Raw genomic sequence first — 13,431 nt, forward strand, 5'->3', positions numbered from 1 at the left:
CCTCAGGAGACGACCCAGGACCGGTTCTGCTGGGCCAGGCGGCGGATCAGGGCGTCGGCCCCCTCGTTCTTGGCGTAGCGGTACTCCTCGCCGGTGATGGGCACCAGCCACAGCCAGTGCACCGGATCGCTCTCCGTGGACAGGCCGGTGAGGCCCGGCGCCACGGGACCCGCCAGCCGGCTCGGGTCGTCCAGGAGCAGCACGCCCTCCCAGGACGTCTCGCCCGTGTTGAGGGGGAAGGTGTGGGCCTCGTGGTACCACTTGACCACGTCGCCCGGCGCGAACCAGGTGACGGCGCGCCACGGGTACTGCGCCAGCCAGGGGAAGATGCTGCCGGCGCGCTGGCTCGGCAGGGTGGTGGCCACGGCGAGCTCGATCCGGCTGTGGGGGGCCACGTCGTCCTCGTACAGCTCGACCGTCGGCATCCGCTGGCGGCTCATGCCGACGGTGCTGAGAACGGTGAACTCGCGGGCCCCGCTGACCGGGCGCTCGGTCACGCCGACGGTGGGGGAGGCCCCGCCGTTCCCTCCGGGCAGCTGCCGGCCCACGTCGTGCCAGTAGTGGCCGCCGGGGCCGAGACGTTGCAGCAGGTGGCCCAGGACGGACTGCTGGAAGTCGGCCCAGGACCCCTCCGCCTCACAGATCTTCCAGTGGTCGCGGGCGCGGTCGACGCGCGGCCCGAACTCCTCGATCTCGTCGTCGAGCGGGAACGCGAAGGGGGTCTGCTCGGTGACGTCCCGGCTGTATCCGGGGATCCCGCGGCCGATGTCGGACCATCCGGGGATGACGCAGAGCGGCTCGCCGGCCTCCAGGACGGCGACGCCGTCGCCCTCCTCGAACCACACGACCTCCAGCGCGTCGCCGTCGAGCGGCGGACGGCCCCCGGGGTGGCGTACGTGGGAGGCGGGGAGCAGCGGGGCCTGCCCGCCGTCCAGCCGCGCCCGGTCGGCCTCGGCGGGGGCGGCGGCGTGGTTGGCGATCCAGACGGCCCCGACGACCGCGTCCCGGGAGTCCTTGAGGTAGGCCGCGCTGACGGTCCCGTCGGTCTCGACGACGAGCCGCCGGCTCCCGTAGGGGCTGGTCTCGGTGCGGACGACCGTGGCGACCGGGCTCCTGCCCGCGGCGGAGCCCCTTCGCAATACCGACATGATCGAGACCTTACAGCTTGTCCACGAGCCACGATGGCGTGTTCGGACCCCTGCCACGGGCGGCCGGAGGTCCGTGGCGGCGCGTGGACGGTGCGTACTCCCCGGGGCGGCTTCGGGGGTGCCTGCCCGCGGGACGCGTCGGGCGGGCCTCCCACCCGGGCCAAGGCATGCCCGAGGGTTTGCCACACTGGAACCACCATGTCTGCATCCGCTGATCCGGCCGGCGCCGCGCCCGCCACCACTCCGGGCGAGACCGCCTCCAGCCCTCGCGAAGGCACCGCCCGTTCATCCGGAGGCGCCTCCGGGGCCCCGGGCACCGGCGGGACGCCGCCGAAGCTGGTCTTCGCCGCGCCGCGCCGGGCCAAGCCGCCGCGCCATCTCGCCGACCTCACCACGGCCGAGCGCAGGGACGCCGTCGCGGAGCTGGGCGAGAAGCCGTTCCGTGCCGACCAGCTCTCCCGGCACTACTTCGCCCGCCTGGCCGACGACCCGGCGCAGATGACCGACCTGCCGGCCACGATCCGCGAGCGGCTGACCGCGGAGCTGCTGCCGCCGCTGCTCACCCCCGTGCGCGAGCTGGACTGCGACGGCGGCACGACGCTGAAGACGGTCTGGAAGGCCTTCGACGGCGTGCTGGTCGAGTCGGTCCTGATGCGCTACCCGGACCGGGCGACGATGTGCGTGTCCTCGCAGGCGGGCTGCGGGATGAACTGCCCGTTCTGCGCGACGGGCCAGGCCGGGCTGACCCGCAACCTGTCCACCGCCGAGATCGTCGAGCAGGTCGCGGCCGGGGCCCGCGCGCTCGCCCGCGGCCGGATCCCCGGCGGTCCGGGCCGGGTCTCCAACATCGTGTTCATGGGGATGGGCGAGCCGCTGGCCAACTACAAGGCCGTGCTCGGCGCGGTGCGCCGGATCACCGATCCCGCACCCGCGGGGCTGGGGATCTCGCAGCGTTCGGTGACCGTGTCGACGGTGGGGCTGGTCCCGGCGATCGAGAAGCTGGCCGCCGAGGACCTGTCGGTACGGCTCGCCGTCTCGCTGCACGCGCCCGACGACGAGCTGCGCGACGAGCTCGTGCCGATCAACAACCGGTGGAAGGTGGGCGAGGTGCTCGACGCGGCCTGGGCGTACGCCGACCGCAGCGGGCGCCGCGTCTCGATCGAGTACGCCCTCATCAAGGATGTCAACGACCAGTCCTGGCGGGCCGATCTTCTGGGCAGGCTCTTGCGCGGGCACCTGGTACACGTCAATCTGATCCCGTTGAACCCCACACCGGGGTCCAGGTGGACCGCGTCCCGCCCGCAGGACGAACGGGAGTTCGTCCGCAGGCTGGAGGCCCACGGGGTGCCGGTCACGGTTCGCGACACTCGGGGGAGAGAGATCGACGGCGCCTGCGGCCAGCTGGCGGCCGCCACCGAGCAGTGAGCGGTCCGCGGGCTCCGCGGCCCGGCGTCCCGTGACGGAGCGGGGAGCGGAGGAACCGGTGAAGACGGAGACGCGCCTGCCGGTGGCGCTGCGTGGATACGACCGTGCCCAGGTCGACACCTTGCTCGAACGGATCACCGCGACGCTGCACTACGGCCGGTGGGGTCTGACCGCCGAGCACGTGCGCGCGACCAGGTTCGACATCGTGCTGCGGGGCTACGACCAGCGCGCGGTGGACGACCTGTTGCAGGAGGCCATCCGCGAGCTCCAGGCGGCCGCCCCGCTCGGGCGCCGGCCCGGACGCCCCCGTGTCCATTCCGGCTGGTTGATCAGCTGGATCCAGAATGTCCGTTTCTCGGGCGCCGGGGTGCGCGCGGGCTACGACGTCCGGGACGTCGACGGATTCCTCGACCGGGTCGTGGCGGGCCTGCGCGGGATCGCGCCGCCGTTGACCGCCCGTGACGTGCGGGAGAGCGCGTTCCGTACGGTCCGCCTGGGGCCCGGCTACGACGAGGGCGAGGTCGACCGCTTCCTGGTGCAGCTCGCGGGGGCGCTCGAACGGCGCTGAGCCGGAGTTGTCCACAGATCTCGAAAGGGTCTGGCGCCGCGCGCCCGGGCGGTGAACGCTCGTGATATGGATCACTTCGCGGCGCAGCGGCGGCGGCTGCGCTCCCTTTTCGGTGTCTTCTTCGCTCCCGAGGTCACGGGGACGCTGCTCCCGCTGGCGCGTCCCGCCGTCCGGCTCGTCTCCGGTGGCGAGGCGGCGGTCCGGCTGGGAGGGGCCCCGCTGCTCCCGCCCGGCGAGCCGTGGCCGGTCTGGCGGGGCCGGCCGCTCGGCCACCTGGGCACGGTCGACTTCGCCCGGCTGCCCGGGGTTCCGGGGCTCCCCGGCGAGGGCACGTTCGCCTTCTACTACGCGAGCGGGCTTCCGCGGCCCTGGGGTGATGATCCGGGGCAACGCGGCGCCTGGCGCGTCTACACCGGTGACCTCCATGAGGTCGAGCCTCCGGACGGCGCTCAGGTCTTTCCTCACTGCGCGTTGAGCGCGGAGCCCTTCCTCTCCCTGCCCGCTCCCCAAGAGCCGCTCCTGCAGCGGCTTGAGAGCGTCTACAGCGGCGTCCTGCCGGTGTACGAGCAGCTTCACGTGGCGTGGCGCCAGCACATCTGGCCGGACGACGCCCCCGTCCACCAGCTCGGCGGCTGGCCCGTCCTGGTGGAACGTCCCGTCGGTCCCGACTGCCACACCGCTGCGACGGGGCACGAGACCGGCGCCGCACCGCTCTCCACGGACGAGCTGGCCGCCGCCGCGGAGGAATGGCGGCTGGTCCTCCAGCTGGATTCCGACGAGCGCCTCGGCTGGCACTGGGGCGAGCCCGGCCGCGTCTATTTCTGCGCCCGCCGGGGCGAACCTCTGGAGAGCGCGTGGCTGACCTTACAGGCCACCGCATGACCCGGCACCCGGCGCACGACCGCGGACCGGGCGCCGGAACGCCCCGGATCGGTCGTCTCCGGCCGGAGGACGCTACGGGCGGCTGCGCGCGGCGGCGAGGTAGGCGGCTCCGACGGCGGCGCTCCAGAGCACCAGGTGCAGGGCGATCCCGGGGAACGCGCCGATGAGGGCGGATGGTCCGTCGTGAGCGGCCCGCAGCCATCCGACCATCGGCACGGCGAGCCAGGAGAGCGGGCCCAGGCTGAGCAGCAGGGCCGCTGCCACTCCGCCGACCAGCGCGAGCAGCGAGACGCCGCCGTGGGGGATGATCGCCCGGCTCGTCCACGCGCCCAGCACCGTCGCGGCGAGCGCGGCCAGCAGGGTGAGCCCGAGCCCGGCCAGGACCACGCCCGCCCCCGAACCGGCGGAGAGCGCCTGGACGACCGGCACCGCCAGCACCAGTGCGCCCAAGCCGATGTTGGCCGTGTACGCGGCGAGCAGTCCCGCCACCGCCCGCGGGCGGACCGCGAGCGCCGTCAGGGAACGCTGCTCGTCGGGCTGGGTGTCCAGGAGCGCCCGGGCGGTCCACGCCCACACCGGGAACATGAACGCCGCCGCGTCTCCCAGCGTCCCCGCCGCCAGCCGGGCGTTCCCGCCGGGCCCCTGGAGGAGTACGAGCGACAGGATCAGCAGCACCACCAGCAACGGCTGGAGCACGCGCAGCGAACGCACGTATCCCGCCAGCTGGAACCGGGCGAGCGCGATCATCGCCGGGGCTCCCGGACCTCGAAGCCGTCGGCGCGCAGCTTGCTGATCACCTGCTCCGCCTGGCCTGCCGGGACGACCACCTCCACCACCCTCCACGCGCCCTCCCCGCCTTCCGACCCCAGGCTTGCTTCGTCGTCCGGATCGGCCGCCGTGCCCGCTCGCCCGCCCCCATCGGCTTGGCCGGCCGGATCGGTTCCACCCTCTCGGCCGGGTGGGTCCGCCCGAACGAGTGGAGCGCCCGCAGGATCGGCCGCCGCGTCCGATGTGGGAGCGGGGACGAGGTGAGCCGTGGTCCCGGCGATGTGGACGCGGACGAGATCGGGGAGGGCTGCCAGACAGCGCTGGTGGTCGCTCACCACGACGGTGGTGCCCTCGGCGGCCAGGTCGGCCATGAGCGAGGGGAGCGAGTCGCGGGTGGCGGCGTCCAGGCCGGCGAACGGCTCGTCCAGGATCAGGAGGTCCGGGGCGGCCAGCAGGGCCTGGGCGAGGCCCACCTTCTGGGCGCTTCCCTTCGAGAGGTCGGGGAGACGGGTGTCCAGCAGGGGCTCGAAGGCGAGGCGCCGGGCCCAGGTGGTGATGGAGCTTCGGGGGGCCTTCCGCATGGCGGCCATGTGGGTCAGGTACGCCCGGACGGTGAAGGGCTGGTCGGCCGGGAAGCGTTCGGGCGCGTACCCGACCGTCCCGGGGCGGCCGGTGATGGCGCCGCCGCGCGGGGTGCGCAGACCGGCGACGAGGCGGAGGAAGGTGGATTTGCCCGCGCCGTTGCGGCCGGTCACCTCGATCACCCGGCCGCGCGGAAGGGAGAGGGTGACGTCTCGCAGCACCCAGGGACCGCGCCGGTGGTAACGGAAGGACACCCTCTCCAGTCGCACAAGCACCGCAAGGTAGCGGCGGTGCCGTAAGCGGGGCGTAAGAGGGGGCGGGGGAGGCGGGGTGGCACAATGCCGCGCATGAGCGATTCGGGGGCCGGCAAGGGGTGCGTCTTCTGCGAGATCATCAAGGGGGACCGGGCCGCCCACATGGTGCTGGACGCCGCGGACGCGCTGGCGTTCCTCGACACCCGGCCGCTCTTCAAGGGGCACACGCTGCTCGTGCCGCGCGAGCACTACGAGACGCTGACCGACCTCCCCGAGGAGGCGCTCGGGTCGTTCTTCGCGCACGCGCGGCGGCTCGCGGGCGCGATGGAGTCGGTGCTGGGCGCCGCGGGCTCGTTCGTGGCGATGAACAACAGGATCAGCCAGAGCGTGCCGCATCTGCACGTCCACGTGGTGCCGCGAAATCCCAAGGATGGGCTGCGCGGCTTCTTCTGGCCCCGGCACAAGTACGCCTCGGACGCGGAGGCGGCGGAATACGCCGAACGCCTGCGCGCCTCACTCTGAACCGGCACCGCCGGCGGCGCGCATGGAACGGGCGCGGTGCGGCGGCGCCTTGCGTCCGGCGTGCTTAAAGGGCGCCGGACGGTGCCACCGCGTGCAAGTTTTAGCGTTAATTTCAAATGGGGTTCCGGGGAAAGTCGGAGCGTGCTCTCGCGTCTGCGGAATGGAGGGCTGCCATGCGAACATGGAAAATCACGGTCGGTGAGGGCGGCCGGGCAGGGGCGACGAATGCGCAGCTCGGCCCGGTGCCGTGCGCCGGCGGATCACTCCAGGGCGGCGACGATGGCGACGTAGGGGGCGACGGGAGCGTGCGGCGGGCCGGTGCGAGGGCCTTCTTCGCGGCCTTTCCGGTCCTGTGCCGCCGCGTGAACGGCGGCGTGTTCGTAGAGGTCGCGTTCGGCGCGGTCCAGGGCCGCTGACAGGACGTACTGCGGGACCGTCCAGCCCACGAGCTCGGCCGCCTTCCGGAGAACGAGATTCTGTTCCTCGGAGGCGGGGAGCTCGATTCGTTCGTCGGAGCGGGCCATGGGAAGGTCCTGGCGAACCGACTCAGACATGGCCGGTCTCCTTCCTTCAGCATTTAATACGCCCCCCTGGGAGCAGAATGTACCCCTTCCGTGGCGGGAAATTCGTGTCGGCCCGGCCCATTCGCGCATACGGGATTGGGGCCGGGCGGTGCGGCCGCGTGCGTTATGCGGATCTAGCGGGTGCCCCAGGAGTAGGTTTGCTTGTGGAGTTTGAGATAGACGAAGCTTTCCGTGGAGACGACGCCCGGTACGGTGCGGATACGGCTGAGGACCTCCAGGACCCGCTCGTCGCTCTCGCAGACCAGTTCGAGCAGGATGTCGAAGGAGCCGGCGGTGATGACGAGGTAGTCGATCTCCTCCACCGCGGCCAGCTCGTCGGCGACCCGCTCCAGGTCGCCGTCGCACCTGACGCCGACCATCATCTGCCGGGAGAAGCCGAGCATGAGCGGGTCGGTCACGCCGACGATCTGCATGACGCCCGCGTCCAGCAGCTTCTGCACCCGCTGGCGGACGGCGGCCTCGGAGAGGCCGATCGCCTTGCCGATGGCGGCGTAGGAGCGCCGGCCGTCCTGCTGGAGCTGCTCGATGATCCGCTTGGCCGTCTCGTCGAGCTGGACGCTGCCCCGTCCGCGGGGTGGCTCCGTCATCGCACTCCTTGTGGTCATCGACCGTGTGAACAACAGATTCAGTGGTGAAACGGGATCGTAACAACGAAATCACTTGTCAGCGGGTTCCGTGTCTGCCAAGGTCGGCCGGGTGAGAACGCAACCGGGAGCGGCGCAACTGTACCGGCGGTGAGCGGGGGAACGTCAACGCGGACCGGCCGCGCGCGGAACGAACCGGGTGAAGTACGGTTTGGCCGCCGGTGTCCGGACCCGCGACCATGGTCGTGCCGTGCGGGCGGCCACGGCGACATCACGGAGACCACCACTGCGGCCACGGCGAGGACGGGGGCGATGGACGGCGTCGAGCGAGTCATGCGCGCGAGCGGCGGCTGATGGCCCCGCCGCGCACCACCCGTCCAGCCCGCGGCCCCGCCCCGGCCGGAGCGGGGGCGCCGCCGGACGGCGCGCTCCCGGCGATCGAGCTGGCCGGGGTGGTCAAGGAGTTCCACGTCCACGGCGAGACGGTCGCGGCGGTGCGGGGCCTGGACCTGGCGATCGCGCAGGGGGAGTTCTTCTCGCTGCTCGGCCCGTCCGGCTGCGGCAAGACCACCACCCTGCGGATGATCGCCGGGTTCGAGGAGCCGACGGCCGGTGAGGTCCGGCTGCGGGGACGCGCCGTCAACGGCGTGCCCGCCGAACGCCGCGACGTCAACACGGTGTTCCAGTCCTACGCCCTGTTCCCGCACATGAACGTCTTCGAGAACGTGGCGTTCGGCCTGCGCCGCCGGCGCGTGCCGAAGGCGGAGATCAGGGACAGGGTCGGCGAGATGCTGGAGACCGTCGATCTGGCCGGGCGGGAACGGCACCGTCCGGCCCGGCTGTCGGGCGGGCAGCAGCAGCGGGTGGCGCTGGCCCGCGCCCTGGTCAACCGCCCTCGCGCCCTGCTGCTGGACGAGCCGCTGGGCGCGCTCGACCTCCGGCTGCGCCAGGCGATGCAGGGCGAGCTCAAGCGGATCCAGCGTGAGACCGGCGTCACCTTCGTGTACGTCACGCACGACCAGGCCGAGGCGCTGGCGATGTCGGACCGGATCGCGGTCATGAACGGCGGCCGGGTCGAGCAGCTCGGCACCCCGCGGGAGATCTACGAACGCCCGGCGACCCGCTTCGTGGCGGGCTTCATCGGCACCTCCAACGTGATCGAGGGCCGGGTCGCGGAGGTTCCCGGAGGACGGGCGGTCATCGCGCACGGCCCCGACGACCGGGTGGTCGCGCCGCTGGACCCCGGCCGGCCGGCGGCGCCGGGGGACCGGCTGGAGCTGACGGTGCGGCCGGAGAAGATCACGATCGGCCCGGACCGGCCGGACGGGACGCGCTGCGCGGTCCGCGGCACCGTCGCCGAGGTGACCTACCTCGGCACCTCGACCAGTTACACCGTCACCACCGCGGCCGGTGCCGAGGTGGTCGTCTTCACCCAGAACGCCGCGTCCGCCGACGGTGTCGCCGCCCGCGGCGACACCGTCTGGCTGTCATGGGACCCGCGGCACTCGTACGTCCTAGGAGCGTCCACGTGAGCCCGACCGACCCCTCGCTCCTGCGCGGGCTGACCCGCCCCCGTCCCCGCTCCCGGCTCTCCGCCGCGTCCAGGCGGGACGTCCTGCGCCTGCTGGGCGCCTCGGGCGCCGGGCTGGCGATGGCCGCCTGCGGCGTCGAGGGGCAGGGCGGCAAGGAGAAGGTGGACCGGTCCGACGTCCGCGGCTACTGGGCGGGCAAGTCCGGGACGGGCACCCTGCGCTGGGCGAACTGGCCCGGCTACATCGAGGACGACCGGGCCACGCTCAAGGCGTTCCAGAAGGACACCGGGATCGCGGTGACCTACCAGGAGGTCATCCAGGAGAACGCGCAGTGGTTCGGCAAGATCCAGGCGCCGCTGGCGGCCGGGCAGCGGATCGGCTTCGACCTGATGGTCATGACGAACGGGATCCAGCTGGAGAAGTGCCGCCGGCTGGGCTACCTGGCCCCGCTCGACCACTCCCGGCTGAAGACGTTCGCCGCCAACGCCGGGCCCGGTTTCAAGAACCCCTCCTACGACCCCGGCAACGCCTTCACCGTCCCCTACGTCTCGGGGATCACCGGGATCGCGTACAACACCAGGTACGTCAAGGAGGAGATCACCAGCATCGAGCAGCTCTTCGACCCCCGGTACAAGGGGCGGGTCGGGATGATGAGCGACTCGCAGGACCTCGGTTGCTTCGGCATGTTCCTGCTGGGCGTCGATCCGGAGAGGTCCACACCGGACGACTGGCGGCGGGCCGCGGCCAGGCTGCGCGAGCAGCGCGACGCCGGGATCGTGCGCAAGTACTACGAGCAGGACTACATCGACGCCCTCGGCAAGGGCGACGTGTGGATCACGATGGCCTGGTCCGGGGACGTCTACAGCATGGCCGGGCCGGAGGTGAGGTTCGTCGTGCCCAAGGAGGGCGGCGCGCTGTGGACCGACAACCTGTGCATCCCCAGGACCGCCGAGAACCCGGTCGACGCGCTGGCGCTCATGGACTGGCTGTACGAGCCGGAGCACAACGCGCCGCTGACCGAGTTCATCAACTACATCACGCCCGTACCGGGGACCAGGCCGATCATCGAGGCGGACGCGCGGAGGGCCGCGGGTGAGGACCGGGCGGACCTGGAACGGCTGAGCGCCAGCCCGCTGGTGTTCCCGTCGGAGACCGACCTGGCGCGGCTGCGCCGCTACCGGCGGCTGACCCAGTCCGAGGAGGCCGAGTACCAGAAGCTCTTCGAGACCATCCCCAAGGGGGCGTGATGGCCCCGCGGGCCGTCCGGGGCGACACGGACGGCGCAGACCGGGACGGCGAACCAGGAGGGACGGCCCCCGGAGAGACGGTGTCCGGACAGAGGGCACCCGGAGGGAAGGCGTCCCGACCGCGCCGCCGCGGACGGTGGCCGCGGGGCGGAGGCCGCGGCGGGGCCCTGACGCCGTACGCGATGCTCCTGCCGGGCGGGCTCTGGATGCTGGCGTTCTTCGCCCTCCCGGTGTCGCTGATGGTCTCGCTGTCGCTGCAGACCGGGAACCTGGTCGACGGGTTCCGCCAGACCCTGCACTGGCAGAACTACACCGACGGGCTGCAGACCTACGGCGACACCTTCGCCAGGTCCCTCTGGTACGGGCTGCTCGCCACGGTCCTGTGCGTGGCCCTGTCCTACCCGGCGGCGTACTGGATCGCCTTCCACGGCGGGCGGCGCAAGACCACCTACCTGTTGCTGCTCCTGCTTCCCTACTTCGTGTCGTACATCCTGCGCACGGTCGCGTGGAAGCTGGTGCTGACCGACAACGGGCCGGTCCTGGGACCGCTGCGGGGCGCGGGCCTGCTCCCGGACGGCTTCCGCGTGCTGGACACCGGGCTCGCCGTCGTCTGCGGGCTCGCCTACAACTTCCTGCCGTTCATGGCCCTGCCGATCTACGTGGCGCTGGAACGGATCGACGCGCGCACGATGGAGGCCGCCCGCGACCTGTACGCCTCGCGCCTCCAGACCTTCCTGCGGGTGGTGCTGCCGCTGTCGCTGCCGGGCGTGTTCGCCGGTGTGATCATGACGTTCGTCCCGGTGGCGTCGGACTACGTCAACGCCGAGGTGCTGGGCGGGCCGGGCGACACCATGATCGGGAACGTGATCCAGTCCGAGTACTTCGACAACGGCGCGTACCCGACCGCCTCCGCGCTGTCGTTCACGCTGATGGCCATCCTGCTGCTGGGGATCTTCGCCTACGCGCGGGCGCTGGGCACCGCGGACGTCCTGGAGGCGGCGCGCCGATGACCTCCCTCCGCCGCAGCCGCCACCGCACCCGCCACCGGGGCCTGGGCCGGGGACGCGGCCTGCGGATCTACACCCACCTGCTGATCGCCTGGCTGGTCCTGCCGGTCGCTGTCATGATCGCGTTCGGGTTCAACGACACCGCCGGCAAGCAGAACTTCCGCTGGGAGGGCTTCACGCTGCGCTGGTACGCGGACCTGTTCGACCGGCCCGACCTCACCACGGCACTGGTCAACTCGCTGACCATCGCCCTGCTCAGCACCCTGATCAGCACCGTGCTGGGCACCCTGGCGGGACTGGCCCTCGGCCGTTTCCGGTTCCGCGGCCGGGGGGCGGCCACGCTGGTGCTGTTCCTGGCGATCTCCTGCCCGGAGCTGGTGATGGGCGCCTCGCTGCTGTCGATGTTCGTGACCTTCGGGCTGCCGCGCGGCTACGGCACCATCCTGGCGGCGCACGTGATGTTCTCGATCGCCTTCGTCGCCATCACCGTCCGGGCCCGCGCGAGCACGCTCGATCCGGCCGTCGAGGAGGCGGCGCGGGACCTGGGGGCCGGTCCCTGGACCCGGTTCCGGCTGGTCACGCTGCCGATGATCAGGCCCGGGGTGGTGGCCGGCGCGCTGCTGGCCTTCGTGCTGTCGATCGACGACTTCGTCATCACCGGTTTCACCAGCGGGGCCACCGTCACCTTCCCGCTGTGGGTGTACGGCTCGACCCGTACCGGGACGCCCCCGCAGGTGAACGTGATGGGGACCCTCATCTTCGCCGCGGGCGTCCTGATCGCCGTCCTGTCGGTCCGCCGCGAACGCCGCGAACGCTGCGAGGACCGCAAGCACCATCGCGACCGCACCGACCACACCGACCGCATGACCCACATGACCCACCACATGGACCACACGGACCGCGCGACCCGGACGGCGCCGTGAACGCCGCCGCGGCCCTCACCGACGCCCGGCCCGCGCCGTTCTGGCTGGAGGACCCGGCCCGCCCCGACCCGGCCCCCGCCCTCTCGGGCCGGCGCACCTGCGACCTCGCGGTCGTGGGCGGCGGCTACAGCGGCCTGTGGGCCGCGCTGCGCGCCAAGGAGCGCGCCCCCTCCCTCGACGTCGTCCTCGTCGAGGGAGACCGGGTCGGCGCCGCCGCGTCCGGGCGCAACGGCGGGTTCTGCGCGGCCAGCCTCACCCACGGCCTGCGCAACGGCCTGGAACGCTGGCCCGCCGAGACGCACGAGCTGGAACGGCTCGGCTGGGACAACCTCCGGGCCATCGCCGAGACCCTGGTCCGGTACGGCGTCGACGCCGAATGGGAGGCCACCGGGGAACTCCACGTCGCGACCGAGGAGTGGCAGCTCGACGGCCTCGCCGAGGACGCCGAACTGGCCTTCGAGCACGGCTGGCAGCCCATGCTGCTGAGCGCCGAGGCCGTGCGCGCCGAGGTCGACTCGCCCACCTACGTGGGCGGCCTGTGGGACCGCGAGGCCGTGGCCATGCTCCACCCCGCCAAGCTCGCCTGGGGACTGGCGAGCGCCTGCCGGTCCCTGGGGGTCCGCGTCCATGAGGACTCCCGGGTCACCGGCATCCAGAGCCAGGACGACGGCACGCTCCGCCTGACCACCGCCCGCGGAACCCTGGACGCCCGCCGCGTCGTCGTGGGCACGGGCGCGTTCCCGCCCCTCCTCAAACGGATCCGGCGCTACGTGCTGCCCGTGTACGACTACGCGATGGTCACCGAGCCGCTCTCCGCCACGCGGCTCGGCGCCCTGGGGTGGCGGCGCCGTCAGGGGATCGGCGACAACGCCAACCGGTTCCACTACTACCGGCTGACCGCCGACGACCGGATCGTGTGGGGCGGCTACGACGCCGTCTACCATTTCCGCAACGGGCTGCGTCCCGAACTGGAACAGCGGCCCGCCACGTTCACCGCGCTCGCGCGGAATTTCTTCACCACCTTCCCCCAGCTGGAAGGGCTCCGTTTCACCCACACCTGGGGCGGGGTGGTGGACACCTGCAGCCGCTTCTGCGCCTTCTTCGATACCGCCTTCGACGGCCGCCTCGCCTACGCGGCCGGCTACACCGGCCTGGGCGTGGGGGCGTCCCGCTTCGGCGCCGACGTGATGCTGGACCTGCTGGGGACGCCCGGCGCCGACCCGGCCCGGAGCGGCCTGACCATGGTCGGCTCCAAGCCGTTCCCGTTCCCGCCGGAGCCGTTCCGGTACGGGGCCGTCCAGCTGACCCGCCGCGCCATCGCGCGGGCCGACCGCAACGAGGGGCGCCGCGGACCGTGGCTGCGCGCCCTGGACCGCGCGGGGCTGGGTTTCGGTTCCTGAACGGC

The 13,431-nt window shown here is 72.5% G+C and carries 14 protein-coding genes; 9 read left to right on the plus strand and 5 right to left on the minus strand.

Annotation, left to right across the window (positions count from 1 at the left end):
* Positions 1 to 2: 2 nt before the first annotated feature.
* Positions 3 to 1,148: a suppressor of fused domain protein gene (locus IW256_RS09475; RefSeq protein WP_197010595.1), complete on the minus strand. Its 1,146-nt coding sequence runs from the start codon at positions 1,146 to 1,148 to the stop codon at positions 3 to 5.
* Between the two features lie 198 nt (positions 1,149 to 1,346).
* Between IW256_RS09475 and rlmN the strand changes: the two genes are divergently transcribed.
* The 3 genes from rlmN (at position 1,347) to IW256_RS09490 (ending at position 4,023) form a co-directional block, all read left to right on the plus strand.
* Positions 1,347 to 2,573, plus strand: coding sequence for a dual-specificity RNA methyltransferase RlmN (gene rlmN, locus IW256_RS09480; protein WP_231403716.1), 1,227 nt, complete (start codon positions 1,347 to 1,349; stop codon positions 2,571 to 2,573).
* 58 nt (positions 2,574 to 2,631) lie between these two features.
* Positions 2,632 to 3,141, plus strand: a complete 510-nt coding sequence (locus IW256_RS09485; protein ID WP_197010596.1) for a DivIVA domain-containing protein — start codon at positions 2,632 to 2,634, stop codon at positions 3,139 to 3,141.
* A 66-nt stretch (positions 3,142 to 3,207) separates the two neighbouring features.
* Complete coding sequence (locus IW256_RS09490) at positions 3,208 to 4,023, plus strand: DUF1963 domain-containing protein (RefSeq protein WP_197010597.1); 816 nt, start codon at positions 3,208 to 3,210, stop codon at positions 4,021 to 4,023.
* Between the two features lie 72 nt (positions 4,024 to 4,095).
* Here the strand turns inward: IW256_RS09490 and IW256_RS09495 are convergent, their stop codons facing one another.
* Both IW256_RS09495 and IW256_RS09500 read right to left on the minus strand, forming a co-directional pair.
* Positions 4,096 to 4,770, minus strand: coding sequence for a hypothetical protein (locus tag IW256_RS09495; protein WP_197010598.1), 675 nt, complete (start codon positions 4,768 to 4,770; stop codon positions 4,096 to 4,098).
* On the minus strand, positions 4,767 to 5,642 hold the full coding sequence (locus IW256_RS09500) for an ATP-binding cassette domain-containing protein (protein WP_197010599.1): 876 nt from the start codon (positions 5,640 to 5,642) through the stop codon (positions 4,767 to 4,769). The genes IW256_RS09495 and IW256_RS09500 overlap by 4 nt, the downstream gene beginning before the upstream one ends.
* Positions 5,643 to 5,720: 78 nt before the next feature.
* On the opposite strand from IW256_RS09500, the gene IW256_RS09505 reads away from it, so the two are divergent.
* Positions 5,721 to 6,149: an HIT family protein gene (locus IW256_RS09505; protein WP_307828815.1), complete on the plus strand. Its 429-nt coding sequence runs from the start codon at positions 5,721 to 5,723 to the stop codon at positions 6,147 to 6,149.
* 260 nt (positions 6,150 to 6,409) lie between these two features.
* Here IW256_RS09505 and IW256_RS09510 read toward each other — a convergent pair whose 3' ends face one another.
* Both IW256_RS09510 and IW256_RS09515 read right to left on the minus strand, forming a co-directional pair.
* Positions 6,410 to 6,703, minus strand: coding sequence for a type II toxin -antitoxin system TacA 1-like antitoxin (locus IW256_RS09510; RefSeq protein ID WP_197010601.1), 294 nt, complete (start codon positions 6,701 to 6,703; stop codon positions 6,410 to 6,412).
* A 143-nt stretch (positions 6,704 to 6,846) separates the two neighbouring features.
* Entirely contained in the window at positions 6,847 to 7,320 is a 474-nt protein-coding gene (locus IW256_RS09515) for an Lrp/AsnC family transcriptional regulator (protein WP_197010602.1), read from the minus strand.
* 350 nt (positions 7,321 to 7,670) lie between these two features.
* Here IW256_RS09515 and IW256_RS09520 point away from each other — a divergent pair, with 350 nt between their 5' ends.
* The 5 genes from IW256_RS09520 (at position 7,671) to IW256_RS09540 (ending at position 13,426) form a co-directional block, all read left to right on the plus strand.
* The gene (locus tag IW256_RS09520; protein WP_197010603.1) at positions 7,671 to 8,849 is read left to right on the plus strand and encodes an ABC transporter ATP-binding protein; all 1,179 of its coding nucleotides are present in this window, start codon (positions 7,671 to 7,673) and stop codon (positions 8,847 to 8,849) included.
* Positions 8,846 to 10,096, plus strand: coding sequence for a polyamine ABC transporter substrate-binding protein (locus tag IW256_RS09525; protein ID WP_307828816.1), 1,251 nt, complete (start codon positions 8,846 to 8,848; stop codon positions 10,094 to 10,096). The genes IW256_RS09520 and IW256_RS09525 overlap by 4 nt, the downstream gene beginning before the upstream one ends.
* A gap of 182 nt (positions 10,097 to 10,278) precedes the next feature.
* Positions 10,279 to 11,106: an ABC transporter permease gene (locus tag IW256_RS09530; RefSeq protein WP_197010605.1), complete on the plus strand. Its 828-nt coding sequence runs from the start codon at positions 10,279 to 10,281 to the stop codon at positions 11,104 to 11,106.
* Positions 11,103 to 12,026: an ABC transporter permease gene (locus IW256_RS09535; protein ID WP_197010606.1), complete on the plus strand. Its 924-nt coding sequence runs from the start codon at positions 11,103 to 11,105 to the stop codon at positions 12,024 to 12,026. The genes IW256_RS09530 and IW256_RS09535 overlap by 4 nt, the downstream gene beginning before the upstream one ends.
* Positions 12,023 to 13,426: an NAD(P)/FAD-dependent oxidoreductase gene (locus IW256_RS09540; RefSeq protein ID WP_197010607.1), complete on the plus strand. Its 1,404-nt coding sequence runs from the start codon at positions 12,023 to 12,025 to the stop codon at positions 13,424 to 13,426. The genes IW256_RS09535 and IW256_RS09540 overlap by 4 nt, the downstream gene beginning before the upstream one ends.
* Positions 13,427 to 13,431 lie beyond the last annotated feature (5 nt).

It is taken from the genome of Actinomadura viridis (genome assembly GCF_015751755.1).
Classification (GTDB): domain Bacteria; phylum Actinomycetota; class Actinomycetes; order Streptosporangiales; family Streptosporangiaceae; genus Spirillospora; species Spirillospora viridis.

Coding starts and splice junctions, on each gene's coding strand:
- IW256_RS09475 (WP_197010595.1), bottom strand. CDS start 1,148: ATGTCGGTATTGCGAAGGGGCTCCGCCGCGGGCAGGAGCCCGGTCGCC.
- rlmN (WP_231403716.1), top strand. CDS start 1,347: ATGTCTGCATCCGCTGATCCGGCCGGCGCCGCGCCCGCCACCACTCCG.
- IW256_RS09490 (WP_197010597.1), top strand. CDS start 3,208: ATGGATCACTTCGCGGCGCAGCGGCGGCGGCTGCGCTCCCTTTTCGGT.
- IW256_RS09495 (WP_197010598.1), bottom strand. CDS start 4,770: ATGATCGCGCTCGCCCGGTTCCAGCTGGCGGGATACGTGCGTTCGCTG.
- IW256_RS09505 (WP_307828815.1), top strand. CDS start 5,721: ATGAGCGATTCGGGGGCCGGCAAGGGGTGCGTCTTCTGCGAGATCATC.
- IW256_RS09510 (WP_197010601.1), bottom strand. CDS start 6,703: ATGTCTGAGTCGGTTCGCCAGGACCTTCCCATGGCCCGCTCCGACGAA.
- IW256_RS09515 (WP_197010602.1), bottom strand. CDS start 7,320: ATGACGGAGCCACCCCGCGGACGGGGCAGCGTCCAGCTCGACGAGACG.
- IW256_RS09520 (WP_197010603.1), top strand. CDS start 7,671: ATGGCCCCGCCGCGCACCACCCGTCCAGCCCGCGGCCCCGCCCCGGCC.
- IW256_RS09530 (WP_197010605.1), top strand. CDS start 10,279: ATGCTCCTGCCGGGCGGGCTCTGGATGCTGGCGTTCTTCGCCCTCCCG.
- IW256_RS09535 (WP_197010606.1), top strand. CDS start 11,103: ATGACCTCCCTCCGCCGCAGCCGCCACCGCACCCGCCACCGGGGCCTG.